23 protein-coding genes are annotated in these 18,481 nt (G+C 67.3%); 15 read left to right on the top strand and 8 right to left on the bottom strand.

The genetic code is table 11. The annotated features are described in order from the left end of the window. Positions 1-8 precede the first annotated feature (8 nt). The 3 genes from OG876_RS16135 to OG876_RS16125 are packed head-to-tail and all read left to right on the top strand — an operon-like array spanning position 9 to position 842. Positions 9-149 (top strand): hypothetical protein, encoded by a 141-nt coding sequence (locus tag OG876_RS16135; protein ID WP_328525677.1) that lies wholly within the window; start codon positions 9-11, stop codon positions 147-149. After that, complete coding sequence (locus OG876_RS16130; protein ID WP_328525676.1) at positions 146-364, top strand: hypothetical protein; 219 nt, start codon at positions 146-148, stop codon at positions 362-364. Before OG876_RS16135 ends, OG876_RS16130 begins: the two co-directional genes overlap by 4 nt. Before the next feature lie 52 nt (positions 365-416). Further along, the gene (locus tag OG876_RS16125; protein WP_328525675.1) at positions 417-842 is read left to right on the top strand and encodes a VOC family protein; all 426 of its coding nucleotides are present in this window, start codon (positions 417-419) and stop codon (positions 840-842) included. Here the strand turns inward: OG876_RS16125 and OG876_RS16120 are convergent. Continuing rightward, complete coding sequence (locus OG876_RS16120; protein ID WP_328525674.1) at positions 839-1,435, bottom strand: hypothetical protein; 597 nt, start codon at positions 1,433-1,435, stop codon at positions 839-841. The two genes, OG876_RS16125 and OG876_RS16120, sit on opposite strands and share 4 nt — an antisense overlap. A 47-nt stretch (positions 1,436-1,482) precedes the next feature. Here OG876_RS16120 and OG876_RS16115 point away from each other — a divergent pair, with 47 nt between their 5' ends. Beyond that, complete coding sequence (locus OG876_RS16115) at positions 1,483-2,085, top strand: DNA-3-methyladenine glycosylase (RefSeq protein ID WP_328525673.1); 603 nt, start codon at positions 1,483-1,485, stop codon at positions 2,083-2,085. A 15-nt stretch (positions 2,086-2,100) separates the two neighbouring features. Here OG876_RS16115 and OG876_RS16110 read toward each other — a convergent pair whose 3' ends face one another. Continuing rightward, the gene (locus tag OG876_RS16110; protein ID WP_328525672.1) at positions 2,101-2,781 is read right to left on the bottom strand and encodes a TetR/AcrR family transcriptional regulator; all 681 of its coding nucleotides are present in this window, start codon (positions 2,779-2,781) and stop codon (positions 2,101-2,103) included. Positions 2,782-2,970: 189 nt separating this feature from the next. Here OG876_RS16110 and OG876_RS16105 point away from each other — a divergent pair, with 189 nt between their 5' ends. Genes OG876_RS16105 through OG876_RS16085 form a run of 5 tightly spaced genes read left to right on the top strand, consistent with a single transcriptional unit; the run spans position 2,971 to position 6,674 of the window. Beyond that, the gene (locus OG876_RS16105; protein ID WP_328525671.1) at positions 2,971-3,624 is read left to right on the top strand and encodes a hypothetical protein; all 654 of its coding nucleotides are present in this window, start codon (positions 2,971-2,973) and stop codon (positions 3,622-3,624) included. Beyond that, on the top strand, positions 3,621-4,367 hold the full coding sequence (locus OG876_RS16100) for a hypothetical protein (RefSeq protein ID WP_328525670.1): 747 nt from the start codon (positions 3,621-3,623) through the stop codon (positions 4,365-4,367). The genes OG876_RS16105 and OG876_RS16100 overlap by 4 nt, the downstream gene beginning before the upstream one ends. Before the next feature lie 10 nt (positions 4,368-4,377). Beyond that, positions 4,378-5,583: a serine hydrolase domain-containing protein gene (locus OG876_RS16095; protein ID WP_328525669.1), complete on the top strand. Its 1,206-nt coding sequence runs from the start codon at positions 4,378-4,380 to the stop codon at positions 5,581-5,583. 47 nt (positions 5,584-5,630) lie between these two features. Beyond that, on the top strand, positions 5,631-6,110 hold the full coding sequence (locus OG876_RS16090; protein WP_328525668.1) for an NUDIX hydrolase: 480 nt from the start codon (positions 5,631-5,633) through the stop codon (positions 6,108-6,110). Positions 6,111-6,149: 39 nt separating this feature from the next. Further along, a complete protein-coding gene (locus OG876_RS16085; protein WP_328525667.1) occupies positions 6,150-6,674 on the top strand; it encodes a hypothetical protein in 525 nt (174 codons plus the stop codon). Here the strand turns inward: OG876_RS16085 and OG876_RS16080 are convergent. Next, on the bottom strand, positions 6,652-7,446 hold the full coding sequence (locus tag OG876_RS16080; RefSeq protein ID WP_328525666.1) for a uridine kinase: 795 nt from the start codon (positions 7,444-7,446) through the stop codon (positions 6,652-6,654). The two genes, OG876_RS16085 and OG876_RS16080, sit on opposite strands and share 23 nt — an antisense overlap. Positions 7,447-7,733: 287 nt before the next feature. On the opposite strand from OG876_RS16080, the gene OG876_RS16075 reads away from it, so the two are divergent. Further along, positions 7,734-7,922 (top strand): hypothetical protein, encoded by a 189-nt coding sequence (locus tag OG876_RS16075; protein ID WP_328525665.1) that lies wholly within the window; start codon positions 7,734-7,736, stop codon positions 7,920-7,922. A 34-nt stretch (positions 7,923-7,956) separates the two neighbouring features. Here OG876_RS16075 and OG876_RS16070 read toward each other — a convergent pair whose 3' ends face one another. From OG876_RS16070 to OG876_RS16060, 3 genes are read right to left on the bottom strand one after another with little or no spacing between them, the layout of a single operon-like run. Next, on the bottom strand, positions 7,957-8,652 hold the full coding sequence (locus OG876_RS16070) for a response regulator transcription factor (RefSeq protein ID WP_328525664.1): 696 nt from the start codon (positions 8,650-8,652) through the stop codon (positions 7,957-7,959). Next, positions 8,649-10,718, bottom strand: coding sequence for a sensor histidine kinase (locus tag OG876_RS16065; RefSeq protein WP_328525663.1), 2,070 nt, complete (start codon positions 10,716-10,718; stop codon positions 8,649-8,651). The genes OG876_RS16070 and OG876_RS16065 overlap by 4 nt, the downstream gene beginning before the upstream one ends. Before the next feature lie 10 nt (positions 10,719-10,728). After that, the gene (locus OG876_RS16060; protein ID WP_328525662.1) at positions 10,729-11,430 is read right to left on the bottom strand and encodes a hypothetical protein; all 702 of its coding nucleotides are present in this window, start codon (positions 11,428-11,430) and stop codon (positions 10,729-10,731) included. A 263-nt stretch (positions 11,431-11,693) separates the two neighbouring features. On the opposite strand from OG876_RS16060, the gene OG876_RS16055 reads away from it, so the two are divergent. Beyond that, positions 11,694-12,452, top strand: a complete 759-nt coding sequence (locus OG876_RS16055) for an MBL fold metallo-hydrolase (protein WP_328525661.1) — start codon at positions 11,694-11,696, stop codon at positions 12,450-12,452. Positions 12,453-12,610: 158 nt separating this feature from the next. Continuing rightward, positions 12,611-12,970: a YciI family protein gene (locus tag OG876_RS16050; RefSeq protein WP_328525660.1), complete on the top strand. Its 360-nt coding sequence runs from the start codon at positions 12,611-12,613 to the stop codon at positions 12,968-12,970. Between the two features lie 195 nt (positions 12,971-13,165). Here the strand turns inward: OG876_RS16050 and OG876_RS16045 are convergent, their stop codons facing one another. Both OG876_RS16045 and OG876_RS16040 read right to left on the bottom strand, forming a co-directional pair. After that, positions 13,166-14,032 carry a hypothetical protein gene (locus OG876_RS16045; protein ID WP_328525659.1) on the bottom strand — a complete coding sequence of 289 codons (867 nt, stop codon included), beginning with the start codon at positions 14,030-14,032 and terminating at the stop codon, positions 13,166-13,168. Beyond that, positions 14,029-14,523 carry a SigE family RNA polymerase sigma factor gene (locus OG876_RS16040; protein WP_328525658.1) on the bottom strand — a complete coding sequence of 165 codons (495 nt, stop codon included), beginning with the start codon at positions 14,521-14,523 and terminating at the stop codon, positions 14,029-14,031. Before OG876_RS16040 ends, OG876_RS16045 begins: the two co-directional genes overlap by 4 nt. A gap of 961 nt (positions 14,524-15,484) precedes the next feature. Between OG876_RS16040 and OG876_RS16035 the strand changes: the two genes are divergently transcribed. From OG876_RS16035 to OG876_RS16025, 3 genes are all read left to right on the top strand, one after another. Next, positions 15,485-16,396, top strand: coding sequence for a hypothetical protein (locus OG876_RS16035; protein ID WP_328525657.1), 912 nt, complete (start codon positions 15,485-15,487; stop codon positions 16,394-16,396). Positions 16,397-16,758: 362 nt separating this feature from the next. Next, positions 16,759-17,478 carry a hypothetical protein gene (locus OG876_RS16030; RefSeq protein ID WP_328525656.1) on the top strand — a complete coding sequence of 240 codons (720 nt, stop codon included), beginning with the start codon at positions 16,759-16,761 and terminating at the stop codon, positions 17,476-17,478. A 356-nt stretch (positions 17,479-17,834) separates the two neighbouring features. Continuing rightward, complete coding sequence (locus OG876_RS16025; protein WP_328525655.1) at positions 17,835-18,173, top strand: hypothetical protein; 339 nt, start codon at positions 17,835-17,837, stop codon at positions 18,171-18,173. Positions 18,174-18,481: the final 308 nt, after the last annotated feature.

Below are 18,481 nucleotides of genomic sequence, written 5' to 3'. Positions count from 1 at the left end.
CTCGGCGGATGGGTCGGTATGCCGGAGTGATTGCGCAGTACGACGGGCGGCTCGCGCTGGTGCGGGAGCAGTACGAGGCGTGGGACGCGGCGTACTGGAACCTGCCGGGCGGACGCTGTCGCGGTCGTGGAACTACGTGGTGTGGGTGAGCGATCCTTCGTTCGCGATCGACGATCCCGATGCGTCGGTGATGGATGCGCAGTGGTTCTCCCGTGCGGACGCCATCCGGCTGTTGCGACAGGTGCCTTACCCGCCGATCGCCGTACCCGCGGTCGGCTATATGGCCGACGGCGTACGCGCGGACTGGACCTTCACCCTGGCCGGGGAGTCGTGGGCTTGGGACTTCCCAAAAGTTCAAGGCTGAGGGCGGGCTGGGGTGTCACGATGGGCTCGAGTGGAGGGAGCGGGTTGTGGTGGTGAATCGGACGGTGGGTACGGCGAACGTCGTACCGATGCTGGTGTATCCGGATGTCGGGAAGGCTGTGGACTGGCTGTGTGACGTGTTCGGGTTCGAGGAGATGTGGCGAGTGGGCAACCATCGGGCGCGGCTACAGTACGGCAATGGGATCATCGTGGTGGCCGACGCCGGCGAGGAGTACGGGCGGCGTGCACCGGACTCGGACGCGACGGCGCACAGCCATGGCGTCATGCTCCACGTCGAGGACGTCGACGCCCACCACGAGCGCGCCCGCCGAGCCGGCGCCAACATCCTGACCACCCCGACCGACTTCCCGTACGGCGAACGCCAGTACACCGTGGAAGACCTGGCCGGCCACCACTGGACCATCAGCCAATCCATCGCCGACGTCGCCCCAGAGGACTGGGGCGGCACCTCTCGCTAGCCCCGGCGAGGCATCCAGGATGTCCGCTCGTAGATATTCCGATCTCCGAGCCACGCCCGGAACTCGGCGTAGTTGTTGACGCCGGCATCCAGCACCGCCTGATAGAGCCAGTAGCCACGCGCCCGCTCCCCCAGCCCTTCGGCTTCCTCTTTGATGGCAAGGATCCGGTCCCGAGTCTCCGGGGTCAGTGCCTCTCGAAGAGCCGCGGTCAGCGCCGCACCGCTCGCGACAGTCGACGCACGCTCGAAGACCCACATGTCGATCGTCCACGTCTCATCCGCGGTCAGCTCGTACTCGAGCTTCCAGTACTGCCCTTGCTCGTGCCGATCGCGAGCATCGAGGTAGGTGATCCGCCGCGCCTTCGGCAAGTCGGCCAACGCCGCCATCACCGCGAACCCATCAGCCACCCGAGGCTCGTCCGAGTGGATCTCCATGTCGATGTCCGGCGGCACCACAACCCCGATCCCGACCGACCCGACAATCACCACCTCGCCGTACTTCCCCCACCGCTCCAGCAGCTCCAGCTCCCGGACAATCCCGTACGCCGCCCGCAGCCGCCCCTCCGCCCGAGCCGCCCGCTCATCAACCGACACATCCACCTCCTCGCCAAATGACCGATCGTAGGCGCGATGATGGGTCGATGAGGTCGCCCGTTCGCCCGTTGTCCGTCAGGAAGCTAGCGCCCGACTTCTATCTGCGTCCGGCGTCGGCCTGCGCAACCGACTTCCTGGGCAAGGTCCTCGTCCGCCAGACCCGCGCCGGCCGCGTCGCCGGTGTGATCCGCGACGTCGAGGCCTACCCGGCCTTCACCGACGCGGTCCACCACGGAAACAAGAAGACGGCACGGACGTCCGTGATGTGGGAGGCCGGCGGTCTCGCGTACGTGTACCTGATCTATGGCCAGTGGCATCAGTTCGCCGCCGTCGTGAATCGGGCCGACGTACCCGACGTGATCTTCATCCGCGGCGTGACCCCGGTCGAGGGCGTCCAAGCCATGGCCGCCGAGTGGGACCAGCCACGCAGCGCCGATCACCTCGCCAACGCGCCCGGGAAGCTGTGCCGGTCCTTCCAGATCACCAAGGACCTGTACGGCGCAGACCTCACGGGTTCCGAACTCTTCCTGGAGGACTGGGGCATCTCAGTCGATCCTGCGCAGGTCCGGGCTGCCGAACGGGTCGGCATCAGCAGCCGGCGCAATGGCCACGACAGGCCTCTGAGGTACTACCTGGATTCAGCCGGTTGACACTGCCGAGGGCTGTCAGGTTCCGGGTTCGAGGCCGTCGAGGATTCGGGTGAGGCCCCAGAGGAATTGTTCGGTGGTCAGGTCTTTGGAGATGGTGGCGGCCGTTTCGGTCGTGCGCGGGTAGGTGTCGGCGGAGATGGTGTCGAGGACCGCGCGCCGGGTCGAGACTCGGGCGCGTTCTGTGGGTGTGGTGTGGGGCTGGTCGAGCTCGGCGACTTCGAGGGCGATGGCGCCGAGGACGTAGACGAGCAGCACATAGGAGGCGCGGGCGGCGTCGTCGGGGGCGGAGCCGGCGTCGGCGAGGACCTCACCGAGCGACTCGCGCAAGGCGAGGGCATTCGGTCCGCCCATGAGTCCGCCGAGCAGCAGTTGTACGGCGCCGGGGTGTGCGACCAGATGGGTCCGGAGTTCGAGCGCGAGAGCCTCGACGCGCTGTCGCCACGGCAGTTGCCGGTCGACCAAGCGGTCGTGGTTGACGTCGCCGAGGAAGCGCTCGACGAGAGCGCGGAGCACCGCGGCCTTGCTGGGGAAATAGGTGTACACAGCGTTCGGTGCGACGCCGACCTGCGCCGCAATGCCGCGCACCGAGACCGCGGCCGGGCCCCCTGCGTCGAGCTGCGCAAGGGCGGCGTCGAGAATCGCCTGCTCTGTGACTGCCCGCGGCCTGCCGGTCCGCCGGCCCGTCGGTGTCGCCATTAACGAAACCCTTCGCTCTTGACTTGTTTCTGTACGCCGTCCATATTATGTACGGAGTACAAAAAGACCCGCTCATCGGGTCTCACCTTTGGCAGTTCGGGGCGCGGGGCAGGACCACCGGAGGTCCGTTCGTCCTGGGGACCTGGTGGGGGAAATCGCCGGTCCCGCTCGCTGAGGGGACTGTCCAGCATGACAAGACTGGACGCATCGCAGGCTTCATCGTCAGGCGGAAATCTCACCGCTTCCCGCACACGTCTCGCCCGGCTGGCAGGTCCGCTCGCCCTCGCGGCCGGCGCGTTGATGGTCGTGGTCGAGGTGGTGATCCTCCCGATCGTCGATCGCGACGATCATGTCGGTACGTCGACCAACACCGTGTACCGGATCAGCGGCGTCGTGTACTTCGTGGCCTTCTGCCTGCTGATCCTCGCCGTCGTCGCGGCCTACCTGTGGCAGGCGGACAAGGCCGGCCGGTTCGGCGTCGTGGGGGTGATCGCCGCGATGGTGGGCACGATGTTCCTGGGCGGTGATCTGTGGTTCGAGACGTTCTACGTCACCTACCTCGCCGACACCGCACCCGCGGTCCTCGACGCGGACCCGGCGGGTCTCATCGTGATCGGCGCTGTGTCGAGCTATCTGCTGTTCGCGATCGGCTGGGCGCTGTTCGGCCTCTCGAGCCTGCGAGCCGGGGTCTTCCCCCGCGCGATCTGCGTGGCGATCGTGATCGGCGGGCTGCTCGGCTTCCAGTCGCTGCTGCCGCCGTTCGGCATCCCGCTCGGGCTCGCGATGATCTGGCTGGGCGTCTGGATGATCAGAACGCCAGTACGAGCCGAGGCAGTCTCATGACCACGACCGAGCCGATCCCGGGTCCTGCCACGCCGGTCCGCCGCTCCTGGAGCGCTTGGCGCACGGTGCTCGTGATCGTCGGCGCCGTACTCATCCTGCTCGGCGGCGGCCTGCTGGCCGGCGGCGGGATCGGGTTGTGGGCCCATGCGCAACGCGACGCCGCCGGGTATCACACCGCGGGCCCGGAACGCCTCACCACCGACACGTTCGCCCTGTCGGCTCCGTCGCTCGACGTCGGCATCGCCGGTCCCGACGCGATCTACGCCGACGATCTGCTCGGCGACGTACGGATCACGCTCGAGTCGAGGAACGCGGAGACACCGCTGTTCATCGGCATCGGCCCCGCCGGTGACGTGGCCAGGTATCTCAACGGAGTGGGCCACACCGAGATCTCGGACTTCGAGGCCGACCCGTTCAAGGTCACCTACGTGCCCCGGCCAGGCGGCCAACCCGCCGCCGATCCTGCCGCGCAGACGTTCTGGGTCGCGTCCGACAGCGGCACCGGCCCCCGCACCCTCGACTGGAATGTTGCTGATGGCAACTGGTCCGTCGTCGTCATGAATGCGGACGGCTCGCAGGGCGTCGACGCCGACGTGAGCATCGGCAGCAAACTTCCGGTCGTCCTTCCCGTATCCATCGCTGCCCTGGTCGTGGGCGGCCTCCTGCTGATCCTCGGAATCCTGGTCATCGCGGTGACCGTCGCAACCCGGCGCACCGCCGTAGCGCGGACCCCAACGGCGTAGGAGCACACCAATGTCTTCCTCAGCGGAAAGGTCCGCCGCGCCGCGGCGTCGCCGATGGATGGTCGTCATCGCGCTCGCCACCGCTGCCGGCCTGGCAACGGCACCGGCGGTATCGGCGGCAGGCGTCCCCACCTCAGCCGCAGTGCCACGATCGTCGGCCGGTCACCCGCCGCCAGGAATCCAGGCCGCGCTCGATCAGGTCGTCGCCGCCGGAGCGCCGGGTGCTGTCGCCTTGCTACGGATCGGTGATCGCACGTACCGCTTCTCCAGCGGGTACGGCGAGCTCGCGACACTGACGCCGATCCGGGTCGGTGACCGATCCCGGATCGGTGGCGTCACGAAGACGTTCACTGCCACCGTGGTCCTCCAGCTGGTCGGCGATCGAGTGCTCAAGCTCAACGACACCATCAAGCAGTGGCTCCCGGGAGTCTTCCCGAACGGCCAGGGGATCACGATCCGCCAGCTGCTCAACCACACCAGCGGCATCTACGACTACGCACAGGACGACAGGGTCTTCGCTCCTTATCTCGAAGGGGATCTGACCTTGATCTTCGCCCCCCGCGTGGGGGTCGCCATCGCGGCCGAACACGGCCCGCTCTTCGCACCGGGGACCGGCTGGACGTACTCGAACACCAACTATCTGCTGCTTGCGATGATCGTCGAAGCGGCCACAGGAAACTCGATCGGCACCGAACTGCGGCGCCGCATCTTCCGGCCACTCGGACTCGACCACACCTCGTACCCGACCTCGTCGCGGATCCCCGGCACCTACACCCACGGCTACTGGCTGCTGTTCGAACCGGAGCCGACCGACTTCACGGCACTCAGTCCGACCCTGCTCGGTGCCTCCGGCGCAATCCTGTCCAACGCCGACGACCTCGCCCGCTTCTATCGTGCGCTGCTCCGCGGCCACCTGCTGAAGCCCGGCCAGCTCAAGGCCATGCAAACCGTCGACCCGGTCGCCACCGACCCACCAGGGTCCATCGACTCGGGGATTCCCGGTGGGGGCTGGGGTCTGGGTCTGCTCAGAGAGACCTTCCCGTGCGGCGACGCCTGGGGTCACGACTCCGAGATTCCCGGCTACACCGACGCCGTGTGGAACAGCCGCGACGGCAGCCGCCAAGTCGTCGTGATGGTCAACATCGACGGCCTGAGCCACGACCACCCCATCACCCAGGCCATGCGCGCCGTACTCCTGAAGGCGTACTGCGGGTAGCCCACCGAACCCATAGACGGGCGATTGACCTGTGGTTGGCTTACGGCGTGGCCGACGATGTTCATTTCACCGCGAAGTTCCCCGCCAAACGGATGGCGGCCGACTGCTTGTTCACCGACCAGATCGGCCTGTTGCTGGTGCTCGAGCCGCCGTACAAGCCGACCTGGGATCTTCCCGGCGGGATGGTCGAGCGGGACGAGTCGCCACGCCTCGCCGCACAACGCGAGGTCCGGGAGGAGATCGGCCTCACCGTGGAGCCCGGCGATCTGCTCGCCGTGGACTGGATAGCCCGGTCCGGCGACTTCACCGAGATCGTCGCGTTCCTCTTCGACGGCGGCGTACTCGCGCGGGCCGACATCGACCGCATAGTCACCGATCCGGCCGAGGTGAAGGGCTTCAGGTTCGCCACTCTCGACGAGGCCGAGCAACTACTGGACGCCGGACAGTTCGCACGCGTCTCGGCCGCTCTCACGTCCCGACGGGCGGCGACGTACCTGGAGAACGGCTCTCCCCCTCGATCCGTCTAATCGTTTGCACGCGCAGGTACTAGACGAGATCATCGGTCGGTGCAAGCGCCACCTGCTCTCGTGCTCTCCGGCCCTCCGGGGGTCGGCAAGACGTCCGTCGGATGGCGGGTGTTCGATCGCTGCACCGATCTCGGACTGGCGCCCGCGTTCGCGGACCTCGACTTTCTCGGAGCCGCCTGGCCGGCTCCGGACGACGACCCGCACCAGTCGCGGTTGAAGGCGACCAACCTGGCTGCGGTGTGGTCGAACTCCCGCCAGAACGGCAGCCGCCGCCTCATCGTCGCAGGCGTCGTCGAGAACCTGAACGACCGCCGGCAACTCGAGACCGCCACCGGCGGACCAGTGGTGATCTGCCGTCTCGACGCGCCGGACGCCGACCTCGCACAGCGCATCCACGGTCGCGCCCGCGAGAGCGGCGCCAGTCTGACCAAACTCGTCGCCCGCGCCGCCGAACTGTCCGCCCTGCTGACCGCCGACGATGTCAGCGACTTCGCGATCAACACAGCCGCCCGCACCATCGACGACATCGCCGACGACGTCCTCATTCACTGGCAGGCGGAGTGAACTTCTGTACGACGGGGTGCTGCGGGTCGGTGTTGTCGACGACGACGTGCGCGATGGCCGCCGGGTCGTGCAGCTCCTGATAGCGCCGATATCCAGGGAGGAAGTTCGTCGTCAGTGCACGCAAGGCGGCCTCCTCACTCCCGAACCACTCACTGTCCCTGGCAACCCCGCGTCGCAAGATCTCGCCCTCATCAGCGTGGAGGTAGATGCCCATCTCCCAATACGCCAGGAGCGCGGGCTGAAGCACGAAGACCCCGTCGAACACCAGCACAGCATCAGACGCCGCGACCTGAACCGGCGCAACCACCCGCAGGTCCGCGCGGTCGTCGAACGTCATGGTGGTATACCGGCGATCCCCGCCCGGTCCAAGGGGTAACAGCAAACCTTCCACGATGGCCTCGTTGTCGAACCAGTCGTCGAAGTACCCACCCGGGAACGTCTCCCCCGGCCGCGGCCTGGCGTCCCGCGGCCGCCGAAACCCATCGATCCCAGCCCTGATCACCGGCCGATGCCCCTGCAACCGCTCCGCCAACTCATCGGCAAGCGTGGTCTTCCCGGCCGCATCCGACCCGTCAATCCCTACCCGGACCGGATGCCCCACCCCCATCCCAAGCACCGTCGCGACGATCCGCGCAAGAAGCCCTTCCCGGCATCCCTCCTCAGCGGTCACTGCGGCTTGGCGTTGTCGGCCCACCGTTGGAAGAGGTCGACCTGCTTGGCGGTCGATTTCGCGGAACAAGGGGCTTGATATCCGTCTCAAAGCCAGTCGCATCGTTGGCCATGACTCCTCCTGGCGTCGAACGGCGACCAGAGCCACACCGGCGTACCACACCGCCTTGGTCAGCCCGGATCCACCACTGGTTGGTGCTCCACGCCGGATCGTAACGCCAGAATGCCCTTGCGCGCCGGGGAATGACGACGTCTAGGCTGGCGGCCATGTCGAACGCGTTGGGACCAACGCCGTCACTTGCTACGGCGATGCGGCGGTTTTGGCGAGCACTTGCGGACGTGGCTGTTACGGCGGCTGGGGCGGTCCTCCTCGGCTTGAGTGCTGGGAGCATGCACAGTTGGTTCAGATGGCCGACCGCTGCGCTGGCGCTCACCATGCTCGTCGTCTGCAACCTCAAATGCTGTGCTGCTGGGGAGCAGCTCTCGAAGGCGAAGGGTGCGTACCACCCCATGTACGGCAGTCTCGGTCTGCTCGGCCTGGTCCTGGCAGTGTTCGCCCGGCCGACGCGCGGGGCGTGATCAGCCAGCGCTCGGACGCGCGTCCGGCAGGCTTCTAGTCCGTTGGGCGCAGGTTCGAAGGCGACTTGGCGCGTGCGTCGTCGGGTTGGCCGAGGCCTGCGCGGCGGGCGCGTTCGATCGCCTCGTTGCGGTCGCGGACCTGGAGCTTGGTGAAGACGTTGCTCAGGTGGTTGCGTACGGTCTTGGGGGAGATGACCAGCGTCTGGGCGATCTGGCTGTTCGACATCCCCCGGGCAAGCAGCTCGAGCACCTCGCGCTCACGGTCGGACAGTTCGGGGAACAGGATCGGGTCGCGCGCCGACAGCGGCCGGGTGAGGTACGCCAGCACCCGGCTCGCGATCGCAGGTCCGAACACCGCGTCGCCACGAGCCACCGACTCCAGCGCCCGCAGCACGTCCTCGGTGTCCGCGCCCTTGACGACGTAGCCGCGGGCACCGGCGCGCATTGCGGCGAACACCGGCTCGTCCTCGTCCAGCATCGTCAGCACGAGGACCGCGATGTCCGGGTTCGCGCGGAGGATCCGGCGGGTCGCCTCCACGCCGTTGACGCCCGGCATGTTGAGATCCATCACGATGACATCGGGTACGAGCTGTGCGGCGAGCGCGACAGCGGCCTCGCCGTCCGCGGCCTCACCCACGAGCTCGACGTTCTCGAGGCTGTCGAGCAGCGCCCCCAGGCCGCGGCGGAACGTCGGGTGGTCGTCCGCCACGATCACCCGGGTCCGGGTCATGGCGCGCTCCGCAAGGGAAGTACCGCTGTGACCGCGGTGCCGCCACCGCTCCGAGGGCCGACCGAGCAGCTTCCGCCGAGCTCGGCGGCTCGCTCGGCCATCGCGGACATGCCAAGGCCGTTGTTGCGGTAGGTGCGCTGGGCGGGCATCCCGTCGCCGTCGTCGACGACTTGGAGCCGGAGGGTCGAGTCGTCGATCTCGAACGAGACCCTGGACGTGCGCGCACGCGAATGCCTCGCCGCGTTGGTGAGCGCCTCGATGGCGATCCGGTACGCCGCCACCTCTACCGCCGCGGGCAACGGAGGTAGAGCGGGCGACGAAACGGTCACCGAGAGGGCGCCGCGTTCGGCGAGCCGAGCGCCGTACTCCTCGACCGCCGACACCAGCCCGAGTTGGTCGAGGGCAGGCGGCCGTAGGTCGTAGACGAGCCTGCGCACGTCGGCGACGGACGTCTGGACCTCGGCCTTCAGCCCTGCCAGCGCAGCATCAGCCGCGGCTGCGTCGCGGGTCAAGGTGTTGCGCGCAGCATCGATGCCGAAGGCAATCCCGGCCAGAGCCGGCCCGAGTCCGTCGTGGAGATCACGACGGATCCGGCGGCGCTCCTCCTCCCGCGCGATGACGAGCGACTCGCGCGAGTGCAGCAGGTCGCGAGTCAGCGCCGCCGCATGCGCGGCCACCGCGATGTGGCGCGACAGGTCGGACACGAGTGCCAGGTCGCGTTCGCCGTACCGTTCCCGTGGGCCGCGTGGGCTGACCAGCAGTGAGCCGACATCGCTCCCGCGTACAGACAAAGGCACGATCATCTCGTCCCCTGTGGGCGTTCCCACCGCTGCGGTCGGCGCGGTGTCGCCGGTGAGGATGACAGCGGCATACGGTGCGCGGAGTGCGTCCGCGACCGACAGCACCGCCTCGTTGAGAAGATCGTTGGGACTCGACGCAAGTCGGCGGCCAAGATCGGACAGCGCCTCGTAGGGGTCTCCTCTGTCGCCATAGACGAGTCGGTCGACCGCATGCTGGAGCCTGGTTCGCAGCGGGGCGACGACCACGGCGACCACACCCGCGGCCACGACGCCGGCCACTCCCTCGGCGCGCGCGCCGAACAGCGCCTCTGCCAGGCCGACGATGGCCAGGAAGGCGATGAGCAGGAGCACCGAGAGCAGGCCGTACACGAGCACCCGTGGAAGGAGTAGGCCGTCGCGGCGGGTGAGGGCCACGCCGAGTGCGACCGGGAGCAGGAACGTCGCTACCACGTTCAGTACCAGAGCTGCGCCTTCGAGGCCGTTGGGAACGGGAAGCGCGATCGTGAGTGCGATGACCCCGACCGTGACGACCAGCCATCGCAACTGAGCCCGTACTGCGGCGTCACCTCGCCGGAACCGCCACACGACCGCGGCCACGGTGCCGATTGCGGCACACGCGAGTACCACCATGCCGACGGAGCCGAGCACGCGAAGGATGTCCGCCATGGAGTGCCACCCGAGTGGGTTCGGATGGTCGCCGGCGAAGTCGGTCATCCGCCCGGGCCCAAGCGCAACACTGACCCACACGGCGACATAGGCAACCCCCACCAGGGCTGCGACCACCACCCACCGCGGTCCGGGCAGCTCGCCGGTCGGGAAGAGCAACAGGATGAGGAGCAGTCCGGCCGGGACTCCGATCCACAACCAGCTGGAAACCCACGCGCTCTGGACCGACAGAGGCGATCCGTTGCGGAGCGCATAGTCGGCATAGATGTGGAGCACGATGGTCGCGGCGCACAGCACGCCGAAGCCCAGGAACAGCCAGGCGAGGCGATCCTGGTGCGGCGGCCGGTCCTCCTCGCTCCTGCGCAGGACAAGGGCCGCCAGCAACGGGAATGCCGGCACGGCGACGAGGTTGATCCACGAGCCGGTGCCAACGATGTCGAGCTGGAGGTCGTCCACGACCGCGACCCAGAGCGCGACCGCGACCGCGATCGTGCCGATCACGGCGACCGCGACCGCGACCCGGACCAGGGTCGCGGAACGAGCCTCAGCAGTATCCGTCACCACCGCTTCATCGTCCCGCGGCCCGGCCCACTTGGCCATGAGGTCTTCTTCAGGCGCCGGTGAGCGCCGGATCGGCCGTCCGCTGGCCGAGTGCCCTGCGGACGCCGGGCCGCACCGCGAGCCGCACCGCCACGACCACCAGCCACAGCATTCCCGCGAGGAACGCCAGCGGGTTCGCGTTCAGCGGCTCCTTGAAGCCCAAGACCGCGAAGCCCACACCTGCAACCCCCACCACCAGGCCGATGTACGCCGTCGGGCGGCCCACCAGTCCAGAGACGTGCAGAGCCACGGCCAGTGACCCGACGAACACGGCGAACGGCAGCCAACTCACGATGAAGGCCGAGCCGTTGATGTCGTTCAGGACCTGTGCGAGCTCCGGGGTGAGATGGTCGCGATCCACACTGAGCGCGATGATCGGGGCAGCGGAACCCAGTTTGATCGCAAGCATCGTGATCGCCGCGACCAAGCTCGTGCCGGCAGCAGTGTCCCGTCCGCCGGTGTCCCGGCGTAGTACCTCCCACAGATAGCCGACGAAGATCATGAACAGGACGAAGCCGGCGATCTCCAGCAGAAATCCGATCGTGGCCGTCGTACTCGATGCGGCCCGCGCCGCATCGCTGAGCACGTCCTGACCACTCGGGTGGCTCGACTGAGACTGTCCGGCGGTGGCCAGGCCGTTGCCGATGAAGATCGCGGCGACGAACGCCGCGCCGGTCGCGGCCCCCACCCTCTCGCGGTACGTGGTGAACATTTCAGGTCCCCTCCAACACCGGCGCGTCCGGCCGGCCTGCCCCCAACTTCCTCGCCCCCGCGTCCCAACGTCATGGGCCCCGAGTCCCGACCTGTCCCGTCGATCCTTCGAGCCCTGAGTGCCCGAGCAGGATCTCGTGGCTTTCACGACCGAATGCCGGTTGGATCGGATCTGCGCGGCCGATCCATAAGAGAATCCGGCAGATGCGCCTACTCCTGCTCAACGTGATTGCGCCGGGGTGGCGGTACTGACAGAGTCGATGGATGCTGAATCAGGTGGCTGACGGCGTCTGGGTCCGTCAAAGCGAGTGGGTCTGGAGCAATGCCATCGTGGTGCGCGGGGAGGATGGGTTGATCCTCGTCGATCCAGGCATCGACGGTTCCGATTTGAACGAGCTCGCCGATGACGTGGACCGGCTCGGTATCCCGGTGGTCGCTGGGTTCTCCACCCATCCCCACTGGGACCACTTGCTTTGGCATTCCCGGTTCGGCGAGGTGCCGCGCTACGCCACTCCCGGCGGCGTCCAGGTTGCCAGTGAAGCCCGAGAGCGGGCACAGAAGATGGCGGCGGAGAGCGCGTCGGGTATCCCTCTCGAGCTGATCGGCCTCCTCACCCCGCTGCCCGCGGACGGCGGACCCGTTCCGGGCGAGATCGTCGAACATCAGGCGCACGCCATCGGCCACGCCGCGGTCCTCCTCGCAGACCGTGGCGTCCTGATTGCCGGCGACATGCTCTCCGACGTCTTGATCCCGCTCCTCGACCCTCGCCGCCCCGATCAGGTGAGCGCCTACGAGACGGCACTCGACCGGCTGGATGAGGCTGCCAGGCACGTCGATGTCGTGGTTCCCGGCCACGGCGCCGTTGCCGAGGGTCCCGAGGTGGCGGCCCGGCTGGCCGCCGATCATGCCTACATCGACGCGCTGCGGCGAGGAGACGAACCGGTCGACGCGCGTCTGGATCAAGACTGGCTCTCCGGCCCCCACCAGTCGAACCTGGAGCAGGCCCGACACACATCCGGATGACCTTCTCGTGCTCATGGTCGCCCGCTCCTGGCGCCTGCGCGGGGCCGAACGTTGGAGGTCCCGTGAAACTGTTGCCGAAAGCCTGTCGTATCCACCGGACGCCGTTCGTAGCGTAGGTGGAGGCGGACAGCGGGTCCGCTCGAGCCGAAGGAGCAGACATGCCCGAGTACCTCATCTACTTCAACCAACAGTGGGTGGGTGACCACACCGAGGAGTGGTTCCGCGGGCGCGGGCCACTCGCCAGGGCGGTCGTGGACGAGATGAAGGTCGCCGGCGTTTACGTCTTCGCCGGGGGGCTGGAGGAGGAGGACGGCCCGGTCTACAGCGCCGACCCCACCAGTGGCGAGGTGTTGCTCACCGACGGACCATACATCGAGACCAAGGAGTTCCTGGGCGGGTTCGCGCTAGTCAGCGTGGCCGATGACGAGACCGCCAAGATGTGGGCAGCCAAGGTCGCGGAGGCCTGCGGCTGGCCCCACGAAGTCCGCCGCTTCAAACCCCAGCCCAAGCCCAACTGACCCCATCGCCGCGCTCGACCGCACCCTCATCGTGGACCCCCTGCCAGTCCACGATGAGACCGCGGAATTGCTCCGAAACGGGTGTTCCGATCGGTGGAGTTGTATGTACGCTCCGGACAATGAATGGGGCCGACAGCAACGATTCACCGCGAAGTCCTCAGGGTCGCGCGGTCTTTCATGGTGCTGGTGTCCTGATCAGGTGCTGATCTTGAACTTCGTGGACGTCGCCAGCTCAGCCAGCTGGCGGGGGGTGAACACCGGTTGCGTCAGCGGCGATCGGCCCCGGGCGTCGCTCTTCTTGGCCTGCGCGAAAATCACGACGGTGCCGTCGTCGTGCCGATAGGTGGCCCACTGGTCGTAGCTGCCGCGCCCATTGGTGGTCACCACGCCGACCTTCTTGCCGCCGACGTCCACGATGGCGCAGGTACCAGTCCCACCCCAGAACTTCTGCGCCAGCTTGCACGGGTCCATCGCCGGTTTCCCGTCGGGCGTGGTCGACTGCACCAGCAACTGGCCGACCCGGTCGCCTTTCTGCACCGGGATGGAGGCCTTGTACTCCCAATAGTCCTGCTCCCCGTCATTGGACGCGTACTGGCTCTGCGGCCATCTCATCGAGCGACCGTCCGGGTACTTCAGGTTCGGCATGCTGAACCCCGGCGGCACTGACGAGCTCAGCTCGTTCATCAGCGTCACGGACCGAGCCGCGCGCGGACCCGCGCTCGCCGTGCGATCCACCTGGCCCTCCGGCCACGGGTCACCTGTCTTCCGCGTCGTCGGCACGACGGTGGAGACCGGCCGCGGTGTTGACACCGGCGGCGGCGATCCGGTGCCGCCCGCCACCATCTGGCCCGCCGACCGGTCACCGGTGTAGTTCGCGACCAGTGCGGGACCGGCCCCGACGGCAACCACCAGCGGCACGACGGCGACCCCGGCCCACGCCACCCTGCGCCGCCTGCGCGCCCGACGGCCCAGTTCAAGCGCGCGCGCAGGATCCATCGACGGCGGTGGACTGCTGCGCACCATCACGTCATGCAATGCCTCGTTCAGATCCTCTTCGTTCATCGAACCCTCTCCTCCTCAAGCAGACCGCGCAGCGTCGCCAGCCCCCGCGCGGCCTGGCTCTTGACAGTTCCCGCCGAGCAATCGAGCAGCGCGGCTGTCTGCTCGACGGACGCGTCCTCCCAGTACCGCAGGACCAGTACGGCGCGTTGCCTCGGCGGCACCTTCGCGAGGGCCTCCAACAACACGAGCCGTTCGTCGGCAAGGCCAGACGAGGGCGCCGCCTCATCGGTCGGCCGAGACCCGACCGACTCGTACCGGAACCACCCCCGGCGCCGCTCGGACAGGAACGTACGTACGAGCGTCTGCCTGGTGTAGCTGTCCATTGCCTCGTGCCGCTGGATCCGGCGCCACACCAGATAGATCTTCGTGAACGTCTGCTGTACCAGGTCTTCCGCACGATGCCAGTCGCCACAGAGCAGGTACGCCGTGCCGCGCATGGCGTCGGAACGCGCCGCGAAATACACTTCGAACGCAGCGTCCCGATCACTCATCCGTCCTCCTCATCCTCGGTACCGGGTTAGACACGCCCACGAGGCTGAAGTTGGTTGCATCCCCAGTTGAAGCCCGAGCGTGGGTCCAGGTGGCCGCTGACCGAGGGCAACTGGAAGCGGTCGATTCGCTGGTCGGCCGCGATCAACGAATCGGTGTCCCGCCAATCGGGTACGGAGGGAGGGCACTTGAGGCGGGAATGACAAACCCGTAGGGCGAGGAACGTGGCCTCTGACCTGAGGGTTCGTGTGGAGCCGCTTGTCGGAATCGAACCGACGACCTTCTCATTACGAGGAGGAACGACATCGCCGCAACTGGCCTCTACCAGCAACTCTGCCATCATTTGCTTCGCACCACGGCAACATAGCCCGCACGAGTTGACGCCACTTCGCACCACAAGCCGCACTTCGCGCGGCCGACTCGCTCGTCATCCTTCCGAGTGACCCCGCGGCAGCCGTCGAAGAAATCCAACGACGTCGCGAGGAGATCGGCTTCTCCTACTTCGTCATCGGCGCCGACTTTGCCGACACACTCGCCCCCGTCGTGGCCAAGCTGGCCGGACAGTAGGCGCCGCACGCCTCACAGGTCAACCAGGCGACAGCGATCGCAGCGCCGCCCCCGAACCGGCCCTCGGCCGCCTCACTCAAGCCGGTGCGGACATCCGTTGGTTCCGCTTGCCTCAGTTGTCGCCGTACTCCCGACTCGTCAAAAACCTAGACCTGCGGATTGAAAGTCTGAGGTCTGCCGCAGAGTCGCGTGAAAGCGGTGTTCGCCCTGGTCAGAGGGTAGGCTGCGGTCTCGGCCGTAAATCTGTCGGCGTATGCCTACGCAGGTTCGAACCCTGCACGCGCCACCAGCACGAAACCAGCCCCTGACGTGCGGAGACGCAGTGCAGGGGCTGATCTGTACTACCGACCTCGGGGGGACCGGGGTGGGTCTGGGTTCTCTGGAGGGGACTGCTCGATGAAGCTGCGGCGCTTTGCGCTCGTTCTGACTGGTTTCGGTCTGCTGGCCGCCAGTACCACCACTGCTGCTACTGCCACCGCCGCGCCCGACTCAGCCACCGCCGCAGCCGAGACCTGCTGGAACTCGGTCGTCTGGCCGACCAAGGCGAACGTCGTAGACACAGTCGACATCACCGCGCACAAGCCGCCAGCGCCGGTGTCAGCGCCGTACGTGTACTCGAAGTTCTTCGCCACCCGCTTCATGGACAGGTGGTACCTGGCGTGGAACGCCGCGGGCACCCAGTACTACGCCTTCGGCCTGTTCCTACTGGGCTCGAACCTGTACCGGCAGACGACCGTCCTCTCGGGCGGACGCCCGGCGCAGTCGACGGCGGTCAGGGTCGGCACCGGCTGGGCGAGCTTCAAGTCCATCGCCACCTCGAACTATCCCCTCAAGGGATCCCGGCCCGCGTACCTGTACGGCCTGAACAGCAACGGCAACCTGTACCGCTATGCCCCGAACGGCGCCGGGTACCGGTCGGCCGGCTCGTTCGCCGGCTTCCGGGGTTTCAAGACGATGACCATGATCAGCGAGGAGAGGGCGTACGACACCCTGCTGATGACCACGACAGCCGGTGCGCTCTACACCATCCACATCCCCACCACGGCCGCCGCGAAGCCGGCGGTGAAGCTGATCCGGAAGTCCGGCTGGGCGGCGTACGAGTCGCTGGTCGTCAACAAGTGCGGCGTCAACGGGCCTACGGTCATCACCGCCGTCGACCACGACACCAAAGCCGCCTACCAGTACGGCTTCAGCAGGTTCAACGGCACAGCCACCGCGATGACGTCGTACGGCAAGGTCCCGGTTGTCTTCAACGGACTCAACCACACGTCCCAGATCGGATTCCAGTTCCTCCTCCTGGGCGAGTAGCAATTCCACTTTGCGGCCTCTGACCTGTCCACGCAGGTCAGAGGCCGATCTTGCTTCTGTAGGCCCGTGGGACTCGAACCCACAACCGCGGATCAAAAGTCTGAGGGCCGCCACAGATGGCTTGTCTGAGCCTGACACCGGTGGCGTTTCGCGTGTCTATGGTGGCAGATCTGCCCTGATGGGACCCCGCCGGAGGCAAATGCTCCTTGGCTCAAACACAAGACAACGAGAGCGGGCGCGGGCGGTGAACGGCCGGAGGCCGCATGCGCACGTCCGCGCCCCGCGCCGAAAGCGCGCCTTGATCCATAAGAGCCAAAATTCGGCAAGAGGGATCGGAGGGAGAGTGTCTCCCCCGTCGGGTAATGCGGGACACTCGTCCGCCAGGTGATCTGCGAGTCGAAAGCGCACATCGCGGGTGTCCGGATGATGACACTTGCTGGGATCGGCGGCAAGCCAAGCACGCGAAGCCATGGCTCGTCGATCAGAGCGGGCCTGTCGCCGTACTGCGTGGGCCGGCGCAACCGTTCACGCTCGCGTCCACGATTCCGGTCTCCTGGACCGGATCGGACACCGGCTCCGGTGTCGCCAGCTACCAGGTCCGGTGGACCCGCGCGCCGTTCAACGGCGGGTTCGCCGCCTGGCGGTACCCGGCTGCCTGGCAGAAGGTCACCGGCATCAACGTGACCTTCAGCGCAACTGCCCCTGGATACACGCATTGCTTCCAAGTCCGTGGAGTCGACAAGCTCGGCAACGTCGGCGCGTGTTCCACCGTGAACTGCGCCGCCGCGCCGATCGACGACCGATCGATGGGCGCATCCAGCGGATGGACGCGGAGTACGTCGAGTGTGTTCTACCGCGGCACCGCCACCGTGACGACGAAGGCGGGCGTCTACCTCAGCCGCACGGGAGCAGCGCTCAGCCGGGTCGCCATCGTGGCCACGAGGTGTCCGACCTGTGGTTCGGTGGGGATGTACGTCAACAACGTCGCCGTCGGAACCGTCAGCCTCTACAGCGCGAAGCTCCAGTACCGGGCCGTCATCGCGCTGCCGGCCACACTTACCGCAGCGGCACTGTGGTGGTGAAGGTGACGTCGAGCGGCAAGCTGGTGCAGATCGACGGTCTAGGTACGAGTCGCGCCTGACGAGAGCCCGACGGTGCTTCGGGAGCTGCGACCTGACAGGCAAGTACTGCGGGGAGGTGGTTGCAGCTTTTGACATTGCGAAGCTGACACGCTCCCTGGTTTCTACGACGTCGGAGTTCTACGAGTTCACAGACGTTCCGGGCGTCGGGATCAACCGCACCCGGGCGGTGCTCGTGCTGAAGAACCCAGACCTGATCATGTCGCTGGACCGAGCGAGCTCGACGACAGCCCAGCAGTTCCAGACGCTGTGGCACCTGCCGTCGGACCACCGTCTACTCCCGCACCACCGCGCTGGCGATGAAGACCGGCGACGCGATGCGGACGATCTTGTTCCAAGTGCCCTACAAGCAAGCCCTCCCGCCCGGCGCCATCCTGATCAAGCAGGGCCAGACCAGCTCCATCCAGGGCTGGCACTACCCGAACATCACCACCCGCAACTCGGCCCCCACCTTGATGTTCGCCTGGTCCGGCTACTCGGCCTCGATTCTCTCCTTCGTCGTCCCCGTGGGACCCACCCAAGGCGTCACCTACGCGGTTCGTACGTCCGGCACAGCCACCATCGTCGACTTCTCCGTAGGCGGAGTCCGCACATCCGTCGGAATCTCCGCCGGCGGCTCCCTCTATCGCATCTCCTGACCCCTGCCGGGTCAGGATGTTGGCCGACATCCACAAGGGCGAGGTCACAACCTGAGCAGGTGCGCGCTCATCGGTATGACTGCGCGGACAGCGGATGAGTGCATTGCCCGCGACTTCTCCGCCGGCCGTTGACACCCCGTCCGATCACGCCCCGGGCCAACTGAACGCCGACTGGCGCCGCTCCCCAGCCTCAACGCGCCCAGCTCGAGCGGCTCCTCACCACCTGGCTCGCAGACCTCGAGCCACCCAGTTGAGAATTGCTCGGACCGTCATCCAGGCGTTACGGCCCGGACCGAATGGCCGCAAGC

The organism is Kribbella sp. NBC_00359 (assembly GCF_036097425.1).
Classification (GTDB): domain Bacteria; phylum Actinomycetota; class Actinomycetes; order Propionibacteriales; family Kribbellaceae; genus Kribbella.
Note: the sequence above shows the minus strand (reverse complement) of the source record. Positions and strands in the feature narration are given on the sequence as shown.

Bases quoted from the DNA above. Each gene is read 5' to 3' on its own strand.
- OG876_RS16095 (WP_328525669.1), top strand. From the start codon at position 4,378: ATGTCTTCCTCAGCGGAAAGGTCCGCCGCGCCGCGGCGTCGCCGATGG.
- OG876_RS16110 (WP_328525672.1), bottom strand. From the start codon at position 2,781: ATGGCGACACCGACGGGCCGGCGGACCGGCAGGCCGCGGGCAGTCACA.
- OG876_RS16060 (WP_328525662.1), bottom strand. From the start codon at position 11,430: ATGTTCACCACGTACCGCGAGAGGGTGGGGGCCGCGACCGGCGCGGCG.
- OG876_RS16080 (WP_328525666.1), bottom strand. From the start codon at position 7,446: ATGCGACTGGCTTTGAGACGGATATCAAGCCCCTTGTTCCGCGAAATC.
- OG876_RS16105 (WP_328525671.1), top strand. From the start codon at position 2,971: ATGACAAGACTGGACGCATCGCAGGCTTCATCGTCAGGCGGAAATCTC.
- OG876_RS16035 (WP_328525657.1), top strand. From the start codon at position 15,485: ATGAAGCTGCGGCGCTTTGCGCTCGTTCTGACTGGTTTCGGTCTGCTG.
- OG876_RS16065 (WP_328525663.1), bottom strand. From the start codon at position 10,718: ATGGCCAAGTGGGCCGGGCCGCGGGACGATGAAGCGGTGGTGACGGAT.
- OG876_RS16050 (WP_328525660.1), top strand. From the start codon at position 12,611: ATGCCCGAGTACCTCATCTACTTCAACCAACAGTGGGTGGGTGACCAC.
- OG876_RS16030 (WP_328525656.1), top strand. From the start codon at position 16,759: ATGCGGGACACTCGTCCGCCAGGTGATCTGCGAGTCGAAAGCGCACAT.
- OG876_RS16135 (WP_328525677.1), top strand. From the start codon at position 9: ATGGGTCGGTATGCCGGAGTGATTGCGCAGTACGACGGGCGGCTCGCG.
- OG876_RS16025 (WP_328525655.1), top strand. From the start codon at position 17,835: ATGAAGACCGGCGACGCGATGCGGACGATCTTGTTCCAAGTGCCCTAC.
- OG876_RS16040 (WP_328525658.1), bottom strand. From the start codon at position 14,523: ATGAGTGATCGGGACGCTGCGTTCGAAGTGTATTTCGCGGCGCGTTCC.
- OG876_RS16115 (WP_328525673.1), top strand. From the start codon at position 1,483: ATGAGGTCGCCCGTTCGCCCGTTGTCCGTCAGGAAGCTAGCGCCCGAC.
- OG876_RS16045 (WP_328525659.1), bottom strand. From the start codon at position 14,032: ATGAACGAAGAGGATCTGAACGAGGCATTGCATGACGTGATGGTGCGC.
- OG876_RS16055 (WP_328525661.1), top strand. From the start codon at position 11,694: ATGCTGAATCAGGTGGCTGACGGCGTCTGGGTCCGTCAAAGCGAGTGG.
- OG876_RS16070 (WP_328525664.1), bottom strand. From the start codon at position 8,652: ATGACCCGGACCCGGGTGATCGTGGCGGACGACCACCCGACGTTCCGC.
- OG876_RS16075 (WP_328525665.1), top strand. From the start codon at position 7,734: ATGCACAGTTGGTTCAGATGGCCGACCGCTGCGCTGGCGCTCACCATG.
- OG876_RS16100 (WP_328525670.1), top strand. From the start codon at position 3,621: ATGACCACGACCGAGCCGATCCCGGGTCCTGCCACGCCGGTCCGCCGC.